Origin of the sequence: Rhodococcus sp. P14 (genome assembly GCF_000256505.1) — a bacterium.
Taxonomy (GTDB): Bacteria; Actinomycetota; Actinomycetes; order Mycobacteriales; family Mycobacteriaceae; genus Rhodococcus; species Rhodococcus ruber.
Map to the genome: position 1 here is coordinate 1 of NZ_AJFC01000377.1, position 244 is coordinate 244.

General features: G+C 69.7%; 1 pseudogene. It reads right to left on the bottom strand.

Annotated features, from left to right (window positions below):
- Positions 1 to 60: 60 nt before the first annotated feature.
- Positions 61 to 244: pseudogene (locus OEY_RS30145) on the bottom strand (cutinase family protein); the annotation flags it as partial.

Genomic DNA, 244 nt, shown 5'->3' on the forward strand with positions numbered 1-244 from the left:
CGCGAAGCCCTGCGATGTGTGCTCATGATCGCTTCTCTCTCGTGTGTGTCGGGGCGGGAATCAGTTGAGTGCGGCGGCCGAGACGCCGCCCTGCTCGAGCACCGTCGGTCCCGCATCGACCACCTGCGTCGTGGTCGCGGTCGGTGCCGAGGTGGTGGAGGCGACCGTCTGCGACGGCGTGGTCGAGACGTTCTCGGAGGTGGTCGTCGGCCGCGCCGTAGTGGTGGCCGAGGTGGTGGGAGCC